The organism is Mycoplasmopsis gallinacea (assembly GCF_012220205.1).
Classification (GTDB): Bacteria; Bacillota_I; Bacilli_A; order Mycoplasmatales; family Metamycoplasmataceae; genus Mycoplasmopsis; species Mycoplasmopsis gallinacea_A.
This window is the reverse complement of sequence record NZ_CP047225.1, coordinates 990,980-1,008,500: the sequence shown is the minus strand read 5'-3', so window position 1 is coordinate 1,008,500 and position 17,521 is coordinate 990,980. Positions and strand designations below refer to the sequence as shown.

The 17,521-nt window shown below is 25.9% G+C and carries 3 protein-coding genes; all 3 read left to right on the top strand.

The genetic code is table 4. The features are described from left to right. Positions 1-178 precede the first annotated feature (178 nt). The 3 genes from GOQ20_RS03875 to GOQ20_RS03865 all read left to right on the top strand — a co-directional run bounded on the left by GOQ20_RS03875 (position 179) and on the right by GOQ20_RS03865 (position 16,957). Positions 179-460: a hypothetical protein gene (locus tag GOQ20_RS03875; RefSeq protein ID WP_167845488.1), complete on the top strand. Its 282-nt coding sequence runs from the start codon at positions 179-181 to the stop codon at positions 458-460. A gap of 90 nt (positions 461-550) precedes the next feature. Continuing rightward, on the top strand, positions 551-2,224 hold the full coding sequence (locus tag GOQ20_RS03870) for an IS1634 family transposase (protein WP_443093812.1): 1,674 nt from the start codon (positions 551-553) through the stop codon (positions 2,222-2,224). Between the two features lie 588 nt (positions 2,225-2,812). Continuing rightward, positions 2,813-16,957, top strand: a complete 14,145-nt coding sequence (locus GOQ20_RS03865; protein ID WP_167845487.1) for a lipoprotein 17-related variable surface protein — start codon at positions 2,813-2,815, stop codon at positions 16,955-16,957. Positions 16,958-17,521: the final 564 nt, after the last annotated feature.

The following is a 17,521-nucleotide window of genomic DNA, read 5'->3' as shown; positions in this document are numbered from 1 at the left end:
CCTTTATAGGGATACAATAGTAAATTCACTTAATCAACCTAATGATGGGATTAATTAAGTAATTCAGATAAATTAATTTAGTTACGCAATGCTTCAGGTGAGAATTTTGATCCTCTTAATTTAACTGAGTCTACAAAATTATTAAAAATTTATACTCATATATATAAGGTGGTATGTTATGAAAAATAGAAAAAAGATTAAGAAAATTGTATTAGCAGTTAGTGCTACAAGTGGATCTTTACCTCTTGTATTTTTACCTATTTCTCAAACTAATACAACAGGAAGTTCACAGGAAATTGATAGTAAATACATGAGCTACACTCAATATAACAAAGTACAAGATGATGGTATTTATACTAATTACACAAATGCTCAAGGTATGTTTTATAACGGTTGAAGTGCTTTTAGTAGTCATAAACCTATTTACATTGGAGCAACTCCACCTGCGTTTCCCACTTAAGTGAGTTTTTTTACATTTTCGCAGCAGTACATATTTATCTAATAAATATGTAAAAAACCTAGTAATTTACTAGGTAAAATATGATATAATATGTGCATGCAAGCAAAAACAAAAGAAAAAAGAACATGAATATTGTGTGTTTCTAAACAAAAAGCAGGTACATATATACAGGTCGGGTGCAGAAAAATAAAAGGCACAGGATATGAAACGAGATTTGGGGTTGGATATGAACATGACTTTGAGAAGTATCAAAAAAATTCAATTGAAAAAATCAAAATGCTTGTTAAAGACATACCTTTAACAACTCCCAAAGAAGAAATTATTGAAATTATTAATCAAAAGTTTAAAGAAAACAAAAATGATCTTGTTGAATATAGAAAAAGATTTAAGGGATATGAACTTGTTTCTTCGTTGGTTGATCATTTTGACATTTTTAAAGACTGTCATAAAACAAAATCAGTAAGTTTAAAAGAAGTTGTGATGCAACAAATTTATCAAAGATTAAAAGAGCCATTAAGTATTTTAGGCACTTTCAATAGTCTAAAAAAAGAACAAGAATTTGTTTATTCTAAAAATTCTTTTTACAGATCGTTAGATTACATCGCTGAAAATAGGGGGCAAATTTTACAAAATGTAAATTCAGTTCTTGTAAATGAACACAAAAAAGATGTAGAAATCATATGATATGATTCCACCACTACTTATTTTGAAACTTTTAGTAGAGAAGGGTACAAAAAACCTGGTTATTCAAAGGACGGTAAGTTTAAAGAAGATCAAATTGTTATTGGGCTAGCAACTGATTCAAACGGAATTCCACTACATTACAAAGTCTTTCCTGGAAATACAACAGATGCAAACACATTCATCCCTTTTGTCTTGGAAATTCAAAAAATATATAAGATAAAACAAATTACAATTATCGCTGATAAAGGTATGTCTTTAAACAAAAACATCAGATTTTTAGAGTCCAAAGGTTTAAAATTCATTATTTCTTACCGGATGAAAACAGGAACAAAAGACTTTAAAGAATTTGTTTTAAACCAAGAAGGTTATATTCATTCTAAAACCGGTTTAGTGCATAAATCAGAAGAATTTCTTTCTCAATATAGAAACGGTAGAATCAATGGAAAAATAAGAAAAAGAATCATTACTTTTAGTAAGAAGAGAGCAAGAAAAGATGCAGAAGATAGACAAATTTTAATCAATAACTTCCTCAAGAAAGCTAAAAACGGAAAAGTTTCTTATGAAGATATTGCAGGCGGGAAGAAATATAGATTCTTTAAAGCTGTTGACAAATCTGGTTATTATGAACTTGATAACGAAAAGATTTTGCAAGATGAAAAATTCGATGGATATTATGTTTACGAGACAAATAGACATGATTTAACTCCTGATCAAATTGTAGATTTATATGCAAAACAATGAAAAGTTGAAGAGAATTTTAGAAGCTTAAAGAGTAGATTAGTTCTTAGACCCATGTATTTATCAAGTTGGAAACACATTACTGGTTATATCTGTCTTTGCTTTTTAAGTTTAGTTTTAATGAAATTCTTAGTTTTCAAAATTAATGATTTAATAGGTTTATCTCAAAAAGATAAATTTACAGAACATAGATTAAACAAAATGATTAATGACATTATAGAAGTTGAAGAAAAATTCAACAATAAAACAGTCAAAATTTTCGATATTAAAGATAAAAGTTTGGAAGATAGTTGAAATGACTATCTATTAATTCAAAAAGTTTTAGAAATGATTAAAAAGTAAAAATAAATATCCGCTTCAAACGGATATTTTGCTTTTTATACTAGCAAGTGGGAAACGCAGGAGAAACTCGGCTTTACATTGCAAATTACATTCAAAAGTTTGGTTTGTGATAGCCTTAATGAAAAATAAAAGTAGTTAGCAAAAATATCAAAATACCTATATTTTTGTAAAAATATTGCACTTTTTCAGGTCCCTAAAAAAAAAAAAAAACATTTTAGGCCTGCCTAATAGGGTCATATGCTTTTTTTTGTGGTACCATAATTCAATATAATTATTCTGTAAAATGCTTTTATTTTAAAAATAAAAATAAAAAGTTATTTTTTACAAAAAAGGGAAAATTATAAAAAAAGAAAATAGCGAAGTTTACATTAGCAACGGGAATGCTAATGACTTCATTAATAGCCTTATTGCCTTTATAGGGATACAATAGTAAATTCACTTAATCAACCTAATGATGGGATTAATTAAGTAATTCAGATAAATTAATTTAGTTACGCAATGCTTCAGGTGAGAATTTTGATCCTCTTAATTTAACTGAGTCTACAAAATTATTAAAAATTTATACTCATATATATAAGGTGGTATGTTATGAAAAATAGAAAAAAGATTAAGAAAATTGTATTAGCAGTTAGTGCTACAAGTGGATCTTTACCTCTTGTATTTTTACCTATTTCTCAAACTAATACAACAGGAAGTTCACAGGAAATTGATAGTAAATACATGAGCTACACTCAATATAACAAAGTACAAGATGATGGTATTTATACTAATTACACAAATGCTCAAGGTATGTTTTATAACGGTTGAAGTGCTTTTAGTAGTCATAAACCTATTTACATTGGAGCAACTCCAGGTGTAAATAATCAAAGTGGTAAGACAAATAACTATATTAATTATAGAAATAATTGATATAGGCTTTATGATTACAATGATAATTTGAGTAAACAAAAACAATACGGCAATAATTATAATAGGGCATGAGATTTATTAAATCCTTCTCTTGTTCTTAGTAATAGTCTTATAGAACAAAGATATAATTGACAGAAAAATTCTAGTAGACAAGATTCATCATTTTTTAATGGAGATGGATGAGATGCAGAAAACGATACAAAGACCTTTAAAGTTGGGTTTAATGTTGATAATTTAAAGACACAGGACAAAAAATATTTAGCAGGTATCTGATTTTCTGAAGATTTAATTTTAACTGGTGAAATAAATGTTACTCTTTCAACAAGAAGAAATTCTGATGGTTCATTTAATTTAACTAATACCAACTCAAAAAATGTTAGAACATATAAATTAAGAGTGGACGAAAATTATAATGTAGCTGATAAATTTAGTGAAGCCCAATATTATCAAGGTGTAGAAGATAATAAATATAAAATTAATCCATGAATTTCTAAATCATATGACTATACCGGTTATTATAAAAGTGGTTCTAATTTTTCAGGTTTAAGATTTTACAATTCAAACAAAAATTTTGAATCTGTTGAATTTGATAGAAATTCAAGTGCTACATATAAAGGTACAGGAAAAAGCTGATTAAATTCAATGCATTATGGTTCTTTTTATAATTCGAATACTTATCCAAGAGAAATTAGTGCGAATATTAATCAACAATATGATGTTTTATGAGGTACTACAAATGATTACTTCAAAAAGAGAACGCTTGCTAATATGGTTATTCATGATGAACCAGCTTTAGATGGTGATTACAAATATGTTCCATACCCATATAAAAATGATGCTTACAAATTAGGTTTACATCAAAAACAATATGCCGATAAATTTATTTATGATTCTCTTAATAATAATCAAGGTGGATTATTAATTTTTGAAATAAGATCAGAAGATGAAACTGAACATTTTACTCCTTCTTTACAAGTTGAATTTACTTTAAAAAGAAATCCAGCTACAATTGATAATAATGGTGTTCGCATTGGGAATAGTACTAACTCTCAAACAAGAAGCTCATCAAATAAAAAAACTTATATTGGTTTTGGACAATTCAAATATGAATGATCAAAATGAGCTGATCGTCAATATGGTTCATTTATGAAAATTGCCGATCGCCAGACTTATCAAAATATTAAATTAAATACAAGTGAAACTATAATTAAAAGTGAATATTTATTAGATAGTGACAAATTACCGAATACATCATTATCCTTAATTGAAGAAACTAATGGAGTTGAAAGATTTATTCATTCGATAGACAAATCAAAATATAATGAAATAATAAATGAAAATAAAATTCTTTCAGAATATAAAACTAAAAATAATATAGATTCTTTAATCCTATATAGAAATATGAATAATTTAAAACTTAAAACAAGTTTTATAAATTCAGAAGATAGTAAAAAATGAAAAATTATTTCTAATAATTCATATTCAACTACAAACTCTAATTTATTTTCATTTAATGATTTGGATGAAAATGGATATATTAATTTTAATAATATTAGTTATGATTTAACCGATTATGAAAAATTGCGAAGATTTGCAAATGACAGAACTAAAAACAAATGATTAACTGCCCCTCAAATTAATCATTTATTAGATCAAATTAAAAGTAATTCAAATTTTAATGAATCTACATATTCTTTTAATGGTTCAAAATGATTTGATTATTATAAAAATGAAATTGCCAATTTAAACACTTTACAAGGTCAAGCAGAAGAAAAGAGAGCAGAATTAAGGAGGTTAGTTCTAAGTACAACAGATAAAACAGATTGAAATAATGAAATTAGTAACAAAGTTCTTTTTGCTTTTGCGGATCAAAGAGAAGCAAAAGGACCTGCATTAAAGTTATTAGAATTAGAAGGGTTCAATAGACAAACACAAAGAAAATATAATTTGCAATCTAATTTGAATTCAAATAATGAAGCAATAAACAGAGATGATGAAACAAATGTTCTTTTACAAAATGCAACTGAAGTCCAACAATTTATAAATGATGTAGATGCTACCATTTCTAAAATAAAAAGTAGTGGTAAAACTAATTTAGAAAATGAATTTATTAATACCTTAAATAGTCAAAGTATTACTAATGTAACCTGAAGTAATTATAACTATGTTCAAGGTACTAAATTTATAATTGATGCAATTAATTCTGTACTTTCAAGATATAACACCCCTTATGATATAACTACTTTTGTTCCAACTAATAATGCACAATATCAAAGTAATAAAAACACCATCTTAAACAAAATAAAATCATTATCTAATTTATATGATGAAATTCAGAAGATTAAACCAATTATTGACAATATTCAAAATGATAAATTAGTATATGGTAAAACAAACAATAAATCAACTACTGATAATGCTTGATATACCAATTTTGTTACAAAATTGCAAAACAGCAATAATGCATTAAATGATTCATCTTATGCTTTTTATTCACAAGGTAATTTGGATACTTTTAAAACACAAAATGCAAGTAATTTAAAAACTAATTGAATTGATAAAATTCTAGAATTAAATGGAAATAAAAGTCAATTTACAAATGATATTAATTCATTTACTTATTTAGATAGTAACGCCAAATCGTCTTTTATTCAAAGAATACCAAATGAAAAAAACTTTAGTTACAATGAAACAAATTATCAATTAACTGATAATAGGAATACAATTAATAATCAATTAAATTCTTTAATTTCTGAAGCATTCAATCAAGCTAAAACAAAAGCAAAAGATAAAATTAACTCATTAAAATACGTTTCAAGTGAATTAAAAAAAACTGCTTTAAGCAATATTGATAGTGCTAAAATTTATACATATAAAACAGAAAATGCTCAAGAAAATTGAGTATATTTTGGAAACGATAAAAACCTTAAAACAATAGTCGATGAAATAGAAAAACAAAATAATTTCCATAAGGAATTAATTGATTATTTAGATTCAAAAACATTAAATAGCAAAAATAATGTTTTAAGTCAAAAACAAAAAGAAGCATTTAAAAATGATATTCTTTCTAAAAACTTTAGTGATCAAAGTGTTGTTAATAATTACAAAAATTTAATAAATAATGTAAATAACGTAACAAAAAACTTAAAAGATTATGCAAGCGAATTAGATCTTAATGGCGATAAGTATAATTATGCATCTAGCGATAAAAAGAGAACTTTTGATGCATACAAAACAGCAACTGATTCATTATTAAATAATAAAAGTGGCACTATTGATTCTTCAAAAATTTCTAAATTACAAGAAAATTTAACTAATGCTTATAATGCTCTAGATGGTGATATTTTTATCAATAAAGTAAAAGAATTAAACTATTTAACTGAGAATTTACAAAATCTTATAATCAAACAAATCAAAGCTGCAGATCCAAGTCAAAGACAAGCAATTTATGAAAAAGCAAAAAAATTAAACGATGATTTTGGCAAAACTGATTTAACTTTAATTAATACATATAATTCAGCTAAATCAAGTTCTGATTATACTGATGGATCAAAAGCAAGAAAATCTGATTTTGATACTGCTTTAACTAATCTTAATGCTAAATTAAACACATCTAAAAATAAATTGGAACAACCAACCCCAGTTCCAACAAATTACACAAACTTTATTGAAAATTATATTAGTCAATACGATCAATTAAAATCTACTATTGCAACTACTTATAACAATCTTGATGGAAATGAAATTACTGCTGAAAAAGCAAGATTAAATGCAATTGATTTAACTTTTAATTATCCAAGTAAAGAAACTATTTTACCTTCAGCAATTAGTCATTCATCAATTACTAATAACTTACCTAATAATAGTAAAGCAAATGTTGTTACAAGTAATATTGTAAAAACAGATTCAAACGGTACAGTATCTCTTAATTACCAATTAGTTTCAACAGATCCAAAATTTAGTTATTTACCAGAAGATGAAAAAATTAAATCAGATTCTAAATCTGCTACTATTAATGGATTTTTAACATCAAATCAAAAAGCTTTAAATGATAAAAAAGCTTCTTTAATTGAAGCAATTAATCAAGCAAAAAATGCTAATAAAATTACTGAGAGTCAAAAACAAGCATTAATAAATGCAGTTAATAAAGCTACAAGTCTTGATGAATTAAATAAACAAGAAGCAAAAGATAATCAAATTTTTAAATTAACTTCTACTTATGAACATTTAAATCCAAAACAAAATCAAGAATTATTTGAAAAAATTCAAAATGCTACAAGCACCCAAGATGCTCAAACTATTTTTGGAAAACAAGAAAATGTTAACTTAAATAATTCAATGAAAAAATTGAAAAATTTAGTTATTGAATATACAAACAAAAAAGCTAATGTTGATTACACAAGCGCAACTAATCAAAGTCAATTTGATACTATTTTAAATTCAGCTAATGAGTTAATTTCTTCAATTACAAATAATGGAACTACTAATCCTTCATTAAATGCTTTAATTGGAGATATTAATCAAAGTGGTTCATTAAATAATAGTTTTGCTTTACTTGATGGAATTAAAAATAAAGCAAAAAATGATATTAATGGATTAAGTTATTTAACAGAAAAACAAAAACAACAATATAAATCAGAAATTTATCGAATTTCTGATTTACAAGCAAGCAAGACAAAGCAATCAGAGGTTGATAAGATTTTAACTAAAGCTAAATTAAATCAATATAATGCAACTTTTGATTATACTAATAAATCAAAAATTACTCCAAGTGAAATTGTTGATAACAATATAACTAAAACCATTGCTTATGATAGTTCTTTAGGTAGTTCAACAATTACAACTGATCAAATTGTAATTAAAGAAATTGTTAAAAATAATGCTGATGGAACAGCAACAGTTAAATATGTTATAAAAGATGCAACTGATCAATCTTTAACTTCTGATACTAAAGAATCAGTAATTAGAGACTTTAAAACTGGTAATCAGGTAGAAAAAGAAAGATTAGACGCAATTAATGCTGTGGCAGTTAAAGCAACTACAGAACAAAAACAAAATCAAGCTTCAAAATTAACTAATGCTCAAGAATTGCAATGAGAAATTCAAAATAATCAAAATGCTGAAATTGTTGATAAAACCGTTGTTGGTTACAATGATATTACTGGTAAATTAAAAGTTTCTTATAGACTAAAATCAACAACTTCACCAAATGTTTATTCAGATGTTAAATATGCAGAAATTCAAGGTTTCCAAACAGAAAAACAAAGATTAGATGCATTATTAACTCAAGACAATGCAATTTTAACTATTACTAACAAAAAAGTGCCAACTGAAGCAATTTATGGTAATGACTTTAATATTAACTTCAAAGATAGTAATGTGCAAAAAGTAAGCTTCAAAAATAGCCCAAATATTACTAGCAGAAGTGATAGAGATGGTCAAATTACTTTTGACTACACTTTAAAATCTGATAGAGAAGATTTAATTACTATTCCAGAAGAAACAAATCAAACAAGTGAAGTTGTTTCAGCTCAAAGTTCAAGTTTTACAGCTTCAGGATTATTAACTGAAAAAGAAAGATTAGAAAACTTATTTAAAAATGTAATTTCACTTAATTATAGTGAACCAAATAAAACAAATTCAACTATTAATCCAAGCCAGTTACAAACTCAATATCTTTCAATTGCTGATGCTAATAACTATAAAATAAATCCACAATATGAATTACTAAGTTTAACTGGTGATAATTATAGAAATGGAACTAGAAATGTTAAAGTAACTTTAACTTCAACTAAAAATGGTTTAACTGATATTTCATATACTTATGATTTAGCAAGTTTATTAAATAAAGAAACTTTAAGTGAAAATGAACAAAAAATTGTTAATAGATATACCTTAACTGGTTTTGAAAATGAACAAAGTAGATTAAATAAATTAGCTGCTACTTTTGATTACACTAATAAAGCAACTACTTTACCTTCAGAGGCTAATAAAGATCAAATTACTTCTAATATAACAACTCAAAATCCAGAAGCGACAATTAAGATTAAAGATATAACTGCTTATGATGAAATTACAGGTGCAATTACTTTTTCATATACTTTTGCTTCAACAAAAAATGGAATTTCTAATGATGTTGAATCTGAAATAAAAACTGCTACTTTAAATTGATTCAAAACTGAAAAAATGCGTCTTGATGAATTATTAACAGCTAATAAAGCTCAATTAGAGGCTAAAATTAATGCTTTAGCAACTGCTGCATACAAAGATAATTTAGCTTCAAATATAATTAATAATTTTGTAATTGAAGATAAAAATAACAGTTTAACTGATGCAAGAATTAATGTTGTGCTTAAAGAGGCAGATGATGTTAAAGGTCAAATTGCTTATACTTATAATTTAGTTTCAACTAAAACTTTAAACAATCAACAAAACTTATCAACTCAAAATTCAGAAAATGCATCTGGAGTTTTAAGTGGCTTTAAAACTAATGCAGATGTTGAAAGTGAAAGATTAAATAGTGATCAATCATACAGCATTAACTATGTAAATAAAGCAACAACTTTAGCTTCATCATTAAAAGATGATGCTATCACTAATTGAACTTGAAATAAACCAAATGATGCTGATTATGAATTTATTGATCAAAAAGTAATTGCTTATGACGATGTTAATGGAAAAATTAAAGTTGAATTTAAATTAAAATCAACTAAAAATAATTTAGGTAAAGAAGTAATTAGCGACAAAAAAGTAGTTGAATTAACAGGTTTCTTAACTGAAAAACAAAGATTAGATAATTTAATTAAAGCCATTGAAACTTCAAGTGTAATTACTAATAATCAAGATGCTCTAACTAAAAAACCTTCACAATTAACCGATAACGACTTTACGATCACTAAACCAGAAGCTTGAAATAATGAAAATCTTAATATTGCTTTAGTAATTGATAACCAAGATCGTGATGATGAAACTGGAACAATTAAAGTTAGTTATCAATTAAGTACCACCAGAACAGATTTAGTTTCTGGTTATGATAACGTTGATCAAAATCTAGTTTCAGATAATGCACCAAAAGTGACATTTAATAATTATTTAACAACTAGTCAAGAAGAAATTAATCGTCTAGATGCAATTAATCCAACTTATACTAATTTAAATAATCAATTATTACCAAGTCAAATTAATACTGATAATAGTAATAATGCATTTAGTATTAATTTACCTAATGATGCAGAAGCACAAGTTGTGAATTTAGCAATTGAAAGTCAAAATGATAAAGATGGTTCATTAACTATTTCATATGAATTGCAATCAACTAAAAATAATTTAAATACTTTACAATCTGCTAAAAAAACTTATACATTTAATAAAGCAAATAATAACCAATACTTTACTGAAACACAAAGATTAGATCTTTTAGAATACAGCCCTACTTTAAGCTCGCAAACAAAAGCAACCAAAACTGCTTCAGAAATTAAAGCTAGAGATATTGAATTTGCAAATGTAGAAAATGCTACTGTTTTAATTTCAGATATTAATATTGTTTCAATTAATGAAGTAACTGGAGAAGTACAAATTACTTACTTAGCAACTTCACAAAGAGCTAATTTAACTGATGTTAAATCAAGTGTTAAAAATGCAACTTTAAACACTTTAACTGAATTGCAAAGATTAAATAATTTAGTGGATGCAAGCCAAAAGGTGTTTAATTTTGCTGGTGATAAAGCACAAAACTTAACTATTGTTGATGAAGTGGCTTTAGAACAATTATCTGGATATTTAGCTCAAGAAATTGATAATCAAAAAACTAATATTTTAAGTCAAAATAAAGCTAAATTAGTAATTGATTCAATTGAAAGCAAAAATAGCGAAACTGGAGAAATTGTTTTAAATTGACATTTAGAATCAAATAAAAACAACTTAAATAACCAAGTAGTTAAGACAACTAATAACCAATATACATTTACTGGTTTCCAAACCGCTAATGAGCGTGAACAACAAGAGTTAAATGCTTTAGAAAATACTGATTTTACTTTCACATATCATAGAACCAAATTAGCTTCAGAACTTAAAACTAATCCAAGCGGAATTAGCATTCAAAGCAATCGCGAAGATACTACTGCAGAAAGTGTGAAAGTAATTGCTTATAATGATGTTACTGGTGAATTAGTTCTTCAATATGTTGCTAAAAGCACTAAAAATGGTACTAACTTTACTTCAGAAGTTAAAACTATTACTTTAAATGGATTCAAAACTGAGCAACAAAGATTAGATCAATTAGCAGATAATTTAAGTAATACTTCATTGATTTTTAACAATGATAATAGCAATAGAGTAAATTATTTACCTTCAAATGCAACATCAACTACCCAAAATAATTATGCTTATGCTAATAGTGTTAATGATCAAGCATCATTAAATACTATGACTTTTAGTGCTGATGATGAAACTGGCTCATTAACAAGTCAAATTACTTTAAGAAGTGACAAATCAAGAAACGATTTAATTTGATCTGAAGATAATCTTAAATATAATGATTATCAATATTCAAGCGTTACTTCAAAAGCTAAAGAATTAATTCTTACTGGCTTTAGAACTCAAAATGAACAAAATAATTTAGATCAAGCTGCTGAAAGAAAAAGATTAAATGACTTAAGTGCAATATTTGATTACACAGATAAAACTAATGTGCTTCCTTCTGATTCTATTAAAGATGCAATTACAAGTCAAATTGAGCAAACTGATAGTCAAGCCACAGTAAAAACTATTCAAATTAGTACTAGAGACGAAATTAATGGTCAAATTACAGGTAAATATGTTTTTGTATCTACAAAAGACGGTATTTACAGCAATTTAGAATCTGATGAAAAAGAATTTACAATTAGTGGCTTCAAAACTGAAAGTCAAAGATTAAATGATTTATTAAATGCAATAGAAGCACAAGCATCTATTCAAAATGTAAGTGCAAATCAATATAAAAATCACTTACCTCAAGAAGTTTTAAATCAATTAATTTTAAGCGCAAACAATTTAACTAATGCACAAATTCAAATTGTTAATAAAAATGCAAACAGTGCAGATGCAGCAATTGATTATACTTATCGTTTAGTTTCAACTAGAGGATTAGTTAATGGTCAAAATCTTAATGATGTTGGAAGCACAGCAACCAAAAATGGTCAATTAGCAGGCTTTAAATCATTAAAAGAAGCTGAAAAAGAAAGATTGGACGCAATCGATGTAAATAATACTGATGATCAATTTAGTCATACTATTGATTATGTAACTAAAAACTCACAATTAGCTTCATCATTAACTCAAGCGAGAGGCCAAAATTGAAATTGACAAGTTAACCCAGATAGCGATCATGAATTTGTTGATCAACAAATTGTTGGTTATAATGACATAACTGGTGAATTAAAAGTAAGTTACAAATTACAATCTAAAAAATCTGGTTTTGAATCAGTTCAATCTGAAACTAAATATGCAATTATTTCTGGATTTAAAACAGAAAAACAAAGATTGGATGATTTAGTAAATAATAATCAAAATCAACCTGTAACTATTAGTCAAAATTCTGATACTTTAAAAGATGGTGCAAAAGCCAAAAAACCTTCTGATTTAGAAACTTTTGATTTTACAAGCAATTTAACTTCGGCAGGCCAAAACCAAAATATTAAAGTTTATCTTGAATTAGATACTAAAAATGCAGATAATGAACATGGAACAATTTTAGTTGGTTACCAATTAGAATCTACTAGAAACTTAACTGGTGAAAACGGTCTAGTTTCTGAAAATTGAGAAAATAAACCAGCTGAAAAACCATTAATTAAGTCAGAAAAATCAACAGCTCAAGAATTTAGTGGTTATGTAACTAATGACGATGAAGAAGCTAACAGAATTGAAAAATTATTACCATTAATTAAATTAGACTATCCTGATAAAGCAAATTACTTACCATCATTAAATGAAAATCAGGTGCTTGATCAAAATGTGCAAGTTAAATTTAAAGATGGTCGCGATTTAATGGATGAACAAGTTGAGTTAAAACCAAATTCATTAACTATTGTTAAACGTGATGATGAACAAGGTTTAATTCAAGTGCAATACATACTTGTTTCTACAACTAGAAACAACATTGAAAGAGTTGTCAATGCCACTGCACAAGAAGATGCAAAACAACTTACAGGCTTTAAAACAGAATTACAAAGATTACAAACTTTAAATTATGATTGACAAGATCAAATTACTAACAAAAACTCAGTTAGCCCAAGTGATTTACAACAAGCAAATATTAATGCAATTAATAATGAATTAGATCAAGCAACTAATATTCAAATCACTTCAAGAAATGATAAAACTGGAGTTATTTCAGGTACTTATAGCATTTACTCAAAACGTCCAAATTTAAACACTATTCATGTTGATAATGTTACTTTCACAATTAACGGATTACAAACTGAAGATCAAAGATTAGATAGAGTAATTGCTGATCAAAATATTGCAAAAACTATTACTTACAATAAAAATGATCAAAATACAACTAAAGCAAGTTCTCTAGTTGCAAATAAAGCAGAAGTGATTAAAAACTTAAATAATAGTTATTTTGTTACTTCAGTTGCAAATAATGAAGTTAATAAAGCACAAATTGTAATTGATGATATTAGTGCAAATGATGAAACTGGAACCTTAACAGTAACTTATCATTTAACCTCTTTAAAAGAAGGCTTAACAGATCAAAGATCTAGCGCAACTAAAACTTTAGAAATTGGTGGATTTTTAACTAACTTACAAGATGCTAAAAATAAAGCAAAATATTATATTGATCAATTGGTAGCTAAAAGCAAATTAACAGCTGATCAAGCTGAAGAATTGAAAACAGAAATTGATAATGCAACTAATAACAATGAAATTATTCAATTAAAAACTAAAGCTGATAAGCAAGTGATTATTAATGATGCTTTAAAGAATTTCGCAAATTTAAATCAAGCTCAAAAAGATAAATTAATTGAAGAAATTACAAATAGTTCAGATATTAATGAAGCTCAAAAAATCAAAGAAAAATACTCAGATTTAAATGATAAAATGGGTGATTTAGCAAATTTAGTTGCTGAGTACAAAAAGAAAAAAGCTGAAGATAAATATACTCAAGCAACTAAAATAACTAAAGATGCTTTTGATGATGTAATTGCTAAAACAGAAGAATTATTAGATAAAACTAATTCAACAGATTTAGGAACAAACATCGATGAATTTTTAGGCACTAAAGAAGATCATTCTGATGGTTCAATTAATCAAAAATATGAAGCATTAGATGGTGAAATCCAAAAAGTAATTAAGCAAGTTGAAGCAAGCGAATTATTATCTGATGATCAAAAAACAAGCTTTAAAGAAGAATTAGATAAAGTTAGTCCAAAAGACTTAAGTTACACTGAAAATAATCAAACCAAGACTTTAGATGATATTAAAGCTGATATTTTAGAAAAAGAACAAGAAAAACAAAGATATATTAATGCAATTAATACCTTTGAAAACTTGAATCAACAGCAAAAAGATGATTACATTAATCAAATTAAAGCTGCTAATTCTTCAGAATTAGAAACAATTAATGAAGAAGCTCGGTTATTAGATAATGAAATGGCTAAATTAAAAGAAGCAGCCAAAGATCAAGAAGCTATTCAAGCCGATAGTAAATATCTAGAAGCTGATAAAGCAGTTAAAAATGCTTATGAAACAGCCGTTATAGAAGCTAATAAAGTCATAAATGGACGTCCAAAAGATGCAACTGAAAATGATGACTTTAATTACAATGCAAATAAAGAACAAGTAACTAAATTAATTGAAAAATTGAATTTAGCAAAATTAAACATTGAAAAAGATGCATCTAAAAAAGCAATTGATAATCTACCAAACTTAAATCAAAATGAAAAAAACAATGCTAAAGATTTAATTGATCAAGCAACTTCTAAAACAGAAGTAGAAACTATTGAAGCTGTTGAAAAAATTAGAAATGATAAAAAACAACCTTACATTGAGCAAATTCAAGCAATTTCTAATTTAACTGATGCAGAAAAAACAAATTACATTAATGAAATTAAGAATACTAATTTAAATCTTAGTCCAGATAATGTTGTAGAAAATGTAGCAGATTTTGAAGCAATTATTCTAAAAGCTCAAAAAGAGTCATTAATCAAAGAATTAGAAAAATCAGTTAATAATGATGAAACTACACGAATTCTTAATGCAAAACAACTTGAATACTTTAAAAATGAAATTAATAATGCAACTAACTCAAAACAAGCTCAGTTGGTCTTTACTTCAGCTCTTGAAGTAGCTGATAAAATGGCTAATTTAAAAGAAAAAGTTGCTAAATACATTGAGTTAATTAATGATTTAAACAATACTAAATATCAAAATGCAGATAATCAAGAATTGATTCAAAATAAATTAAAAGTTGCTAATGAATTATTAAACTCTACTACTGAAAATGGTTTAGATAGAGATAATGATAATTTAGCTAATTTAGTTGCTAATAATGAAAATAATCAATCATTAGATTATGCTTACGATATTTTAAATGGTAAAGAAAATGCACTAAAAGAAAAAGTTAATAATTCAGGTTTACTTTCAAATGAAGAAAAAACATCATTAAATGAACAAATTGATAATGTTGATAAATTAAATAACGAAGATGAACAAATTACTGAAATTGCTAAAACTATTGCAAACAAAGAAGAAGCAAAACAAGATGCAATTAACCAAATTAACAATTTAGAACATCTTAATCAAAGCCAAAAAGATAGTTTAATTAATGAAATTAAATCTTCAAATGCACAAGAAAAAGATAATATTGTTAATAAAGCAAAAGAACTTGATAAAGCAATGGATGAATTGCAAAAAGAAGTTCAAAATAGCGATGAAATTCATCAATCAACTGCATATCAAAATGCAACTGATGAAGAAAAAAATAATTATGATAACGCTTTAGAAAACGCAAAACAAGTACTTAATAATCAAAAACCAAACGATTATGCTTCAAGCAATTTAAACCAAAATGAAGTTGTTGAATTAATTAATAAATTACGTGAAATTGCTAAAACAATTGCAAACAAAGAAGAAGCAAAACAAGATGCAATTGACCAAATTAACAATTTAGAACATCTTAATCAAAACCAAAAAGATAGTTTAATTAATGAAATTAAATCTTCAAATGCAGAAGAAAAAGATAATATTGTTAATAAAGCAAAAGAACTTGATAGAGCAATGGAAGAGTTGCAAAATGAAGTTCAAGATAGTGAACAAGTTCATCAATCAACTGCATATCAAAATGCAATTGATGAAGAGAAAAATAATTATGATAACGCTTTAGAAAATGCAAAACAAGTACTTAATAATCAAAAACCAAATGATTATGCTTCAAGCAATTTAAACCAAAATGAAGTTGCTGAATTAATTAATAAATTACGTGAAATTAAAAACAAACAAAACGAAAATATTACTGAAGTTCTTGATACTAAAGAATTAATTGCTTCACTTAATGACTTAGTTAACTTAACTAAAACAGATAAGTGAAATAAATTCACTAAGGAACAAAAAGATGCTATTAATGCTGCGATTAGCAATTCAAATAACATCTTAGATAATCTTGATAAATACACAAATGATGATCTTAAAGAACAAACTGAAATTAATAGACTTTTACTTAATACAAAAGTAAATAGTAAAATTTGATGATTATTAATCCTTACTGCTGGTACAATTGCCACAATGGGCCTTATATTCATTATTATTGCTCTTAAGAGAAGAAAAGTAGAAGATGAAGATTAATGTGGATATTCTCTAATTAAAAGAAAAATGTTAGTTATCTAACTATAGATAACTGCTCAAAAACGCAAAATTTATAATATAATTTACATTATGAGAAATGTTATAAATTTAATAAGTATTAAGAAGAAGGTGCCTGATATATATATATATATATATATATATAACGGAATGACATAAATATATGTAATATATTTAAAGAAAAAACATAAGGAGAATAAACCACATACAAGACATTAACAAAGTCAATCAATATAAGAGCACGAACAACGAGCAATACGGAGTGGATTAGTTTTGTCGTAAGCAAACTAAGACACGTAGTATGTGAGTTGTGATGTGCTACCTTGTTTGTTGTATTGACTTTGTTAATGTAAATTTAAATTATTGATTTATTGTCTTATTTACACTTTAATTGTAATACAAAAATAAATCATTTGTTTGATTTTAATTTATTTAATTCAATAAACACATAAAACGACATAAACGAAATAACTAAAATAATCAATAATTAACAAATATAAATGTATAAAAGAATAATAGAGAAATAGAGAATAATATACCCCCTAT